General features: G+C 67.0%; 4 protein-coding genes. 1 reads left to right on the forward strand and 3 read right to left on the reverse strand.

Annotated features, from left to right (window positions below):
- The 3 genes from AC1DYI_RS29000 to lptF form a co-directional block, all read right to left on the reverse strand.
- The coding region (locus AC1DYI_RS29000) for a sirohydrochlorin chelatase (protein WP_477207585.1) at positions 1-328 on the reverse strand (328 nt) is incomplete at its 3' end.
- 3 nt (positions 329-331) lie between these two features.
- On the reverse strand, positions 332-1,444 hold the full coding sequence (gene lptG / locus AC1DYI_RS29005) for an LPS export ABC transporter permease LptG (protein WP_477207586.1): 1,113 nt from the start codon (positions 1,442-1,444) through the stop codon (positions 332-334).
- On the reverse strand, positions 1,441-2,544 hold the full coding sequence (gene lptF / locus AC1DYI_RS29010) for an LPS export ABC transporter permease LptF (RefSeq protein WP_477207587.1): 1,104 nt from the start codon (positions 2,542-2,544) through the stop codon (positions 1,441-1,443). Before lptF ends, lptG begins: the two co-directional genes overlap by 4 nt.
- A 30-nt stretch (positions 2,545-2,574) precedes the next feature.
- On the opposite strand from lptF, the gene AC1DYI_RS29015 reads away from it, so the two are divergent.
- Positions 2,575-3,911 (forward strand): leucyl aminopeptidase (locus tag AC1DYI_RS29015; RefSeq protein ID WP_477207588.1); only part of this gene is annotated, 1,337 nt, incomplete at its 3' end.

Raw genomic sequence — 3,911 nt, forward strand, 5'->3', positions numbered from 1 at the left:
CTACCAAGCGGGGCGACTCACCGGCGGCCGGGCGCAGCGTCCACTGCACGTCCGGGTGAGCTTTTCTCAACCGGTCCAGCCGCTCGGGCAGGTCTTTGCGCACGTGGCCGCCGGCACCCAGGAACAGTGGCAGCACCGCCACCTCGCGGCAACCAACCTGCACCAGCGCCTGGCCGGCTGCGTCCAGGTCTGGCGTCAGGAATTCGAGGTAGGCCAGCGACACGGCCAGGCCAGGTTGCAACGCTTGCACACGAGCGGCCACCTGCTCGAACGGCTGCGCCCAGCGTGCGTCGCGCGCCCCGTGGGCGAAGAGGATGAGGCCTTGCATGGCCTAACGGTACCTGACGAGCCAGGTGAACGCCGCCAAAGACATCAGCAGATACAACAAGCTCGGTAACGCGGAGGCGATCCAGGGCGTCCAGTCGCGCAGCAGGCCCAGGTGGCCGACCACGTTGTTCAGCAGCACGAAGCTGATGCCCAGCATGATGCCGCCGAAGACCCTCAGGCTGATGCCACCGGCGCGCGCGTGCAGGTAGGCAAAGGGCAGGGCCAATGCCACCATCACGATGCACGCCAATGGGTAGAAGGCGCGGCGCCAGAACTGCAGCTCATAGCGTTGCGCCGTCTGCTCTTGCAGCTCGAGGTGGCGGCTGTAACGCCACAGGTCGATGGTCGACATGCTGCGGATCGGCGAGATCGCCGCGGCGACCACGTTCTCTTGCAGCGTCGTCGGCCAGTCCAGCGAGTCGTAGTGCCTGGTCTGCAGCTGGGTTTGCTCGCCGCGCGGCCATTCGGCGACCTGCACATCCTGAAGGCGCCACACATCCTGACCCTCGGGCTTCTCGGACCGGGCAGTCGCCGCCTGCACGCGGCGCAGCAGCACGCCGTCGCTGTTGTGCTCGAAGATCCGGATGTCGCGCATCTGCCCGTCGGCCGTCGTGCCTTGTACGTTGATCGACAGGCTGCGTTCGTTGTCGCCGCTGCCCTGGTGCTCTTTCAGCCAGGCGCCGCTGCGGCCCAGCGCCTGGCCACCGCGAAAGCGCGCCTTCAGCGCGACCGCCTGCTGCTCGCCCAACGGCGCCACATACTCGCCCATCAAGAAAGTCAGCACGCCCATCACCACGCCCAGCGTCAGCAACAGCCGCAGCGCGCGGCCCGGGCCCAGGCCACCCGTGCGCAAGATGGTGAACTCGGACGATTGCGCGAGCCGCGCCATCGCGTAGATCGTGCCGATCAGCACGGCGATCGGGAACAGCTCGTAGAAGCGCCCAGGCAGTTCGAACATTGCCGCTAGCCCGGCATGCCAGACGGTGTAGTCGTGCTTGCCCACGCCCTCCAGCTCTTCCAGAAAATCGATGAAGAAGAACAGCGACAGGAAGGCGACGGCGACGAACACCACCGACCAGACCACGTCACGGTAAAGCAGCCGGCGGACGGTCTTCATGCAGCGCTCCTGGCTGTGGCGGGTGCGCGTCGCCAATGCATCACGGTGGAATGGTCGCGCCACCAGATCAGCCCCAGCGCGACCAAGAAGGCCAGGCTGTGCAGGGTCAACAGCGCGGCGCCCATGCCCAGGCGCCCGGCGCTGACCCAGGCCTGGCTCAGGTTGATCAGGTTGTAGTAGACGACGAAGGCCAGCAGCGCGAACAGCAGGTTCCAGTTGCTGGCGCGCCGAGGGTTGCTCGCCGACAGGCCAATGCCCAGCAGCAGCAAGTTCGCGGCGCCGAACAGCAGGCCCAGGCGCCACGTCAGCTCGGCCTGGTTGCGCGGCGTGGGGTCGCGCAGCAGGGCGAGCGTGTTCTGCGCCTTGGGCGGCACCGAGTCGGCGGCCTTTGCCTTGCCCGGGTCTACGATCATTCGTAGGTGCTCGAAATTCAACCGTGCGTGCTCGCCGGTCTCGGCGTTCTGCTCGCTGCGGTGGCCGGAGTCGAGCACCAGTACGCGGTCGTCGCCTTCGGTCTCGACCCGGCCGGCGCGGGCGGTGGTCACGCTTTCGCGCTTGCCGGTGCGGCCGAGCAGAAAGACGTTGCGGCCGACGCCGGCCGATTCGCCCTCGCGCTCGATGAAGAACACGCGGCTGCCGTCGGCCGACGACTGGAAGCTGCCCGGCGCCACGCGGGCCAGGTCCGAGCGTTGTTCATAGCGCTGGCGCAGCTCGTTGGTCTTCTCGTTGCCCCAGGGCCAGACCAGCAAGGCCAGCAGCCCCACCACCAGCAGCACCGGCGTTCCCGTGCGCAGCACCGGCCGCACGAAGCGCGACAGGCCAACCCCGCTGCTGAACCAGATCGCCATCTCGCTGTCGCGGTACATGCGGCCCAGGCTGACCACCGTGGCGATGAACAGCGACAGCGCCATCATCATCGGCAACTGGCCCAGCGCCGTGTAGCCGAGCAGCAGCACCACGTCCTGCGGCGCCACGGCGCCATTGGCCGCCAGGCCCAGCGTGCGGATCAGCATCATGGTCAACACGATGGTCAGGATGACCACCAGGGTTGCCCCGAAACTGCGTGCCAGCTCTTTGCGGACGGTCGAATCGAATAACATCAAAAGATTACTTTCATACGAGACAAGATTATGAACTTTCAAGCTCTAGCGACCCCGGCAGGCGGCGCATCTGCCGTGGTGGCCGATGCCTTGATCGTCGTGTTGGCAGCCGACAGCAAGGCCGGTACGGGCGACAAGGCGCTGGACGGCGCCATCGCTGCGGCCACCAAGGCCGGCGACTTCGAACGCAAGGCCGGCCGCACGCTCTACCTGCACAACGTCGATGGCGTGAAGAGCCAGCGCGTCGTGTTGTCGGGCGCGCGCGACGCTTCGGCCAAGGCCTTCCGCGCTGCAGTGTCGGCGGGTCTGGCGGCGTTGAAGAACCGTGCCGTGAAGCACTTGGCGGTGCTGGCGGGCGAGGGCGCTGGCGCGGCACATGCCGAAGCGCTGGCCGTCGCAGTCGAGCAGGCCGCGTACTCCTACCAGCACACCAAGCCCAGCGCTGAAGTGGTGGCCATGCCGACCAAGGTCTCGCTGGTCGTCGACAAGGCCGCACCGGCTGAGCTGAAGCAGGGCCTGGTGCAAGGCCAGGCCATCGGCGCCGGCATGAACGTGGCGCGCGAAGCTGCCAACCGCCCGGCCAACTTCTGCACCCCCACCTGGCTGGGTGAAGAAGCCAAGCGCCTGGGCAAGGAGTTCGGCTTTGCCACGCAGGTGCTCGACCGCAAGGCCGTCGAGAAGCTGGGCATGGGTTCCTTCCTGTCGGTGGCGCGGGGTTCGGAAGAGCCGCTCGCCTTCATCGTCATGCAGTACAACGGCGGCGGCAAGAAAGACGCGCCGATCGTTCTGGTCGGCAAGGGCATCACCTTCGACACCGGCGGCATCTCGCTGAAGCCCGGTGCCGAGATGGACGAGATGAAGTTCGACATGGGTGGCGCTGCCAGCGTGCTGGGCACGATGCGCGCCGTCGGCCAGCTCAAGCCCAAGATCAACGTGGTGGGCCTGATCCCGGCCTGCGAGAACATGCCCAGCGGCATCGCCACCAAGCCGGGCGACGTGGTGACCAGCATGTCGGGCCAGACCATCGAGATCCTGAACACCGACGCCGAAGGCCGCCTGATCCTGTGTGATGCACTGACCTATGCCGAGCGCTTCAAGCCGGCGGCGGTGGTGGACATCGCGACGCTGACTGGCGCTTGCGTCGTCGCGTTGGGCAATCACCACGCAGGCATGTTCTCGCCCGACGACGGCCTGGCCGATGAGTTGACCGCAGCCTCGCGCCGCGCCGACGACCCGTGCTGGCGCATGCCGTTGGACGAGGAATACGACGAAGGGCTGAAGAGCAACTTCGCCGACATGGCCAACATCGGCTCTCGTGCCGGTGGCGCGATCACCGCCGCCAAGTTCCTGCAGCGCTACACCAAGGC

This window comes from Ideonella sp. P3_A4 (genome assembly GCF_056403075.1).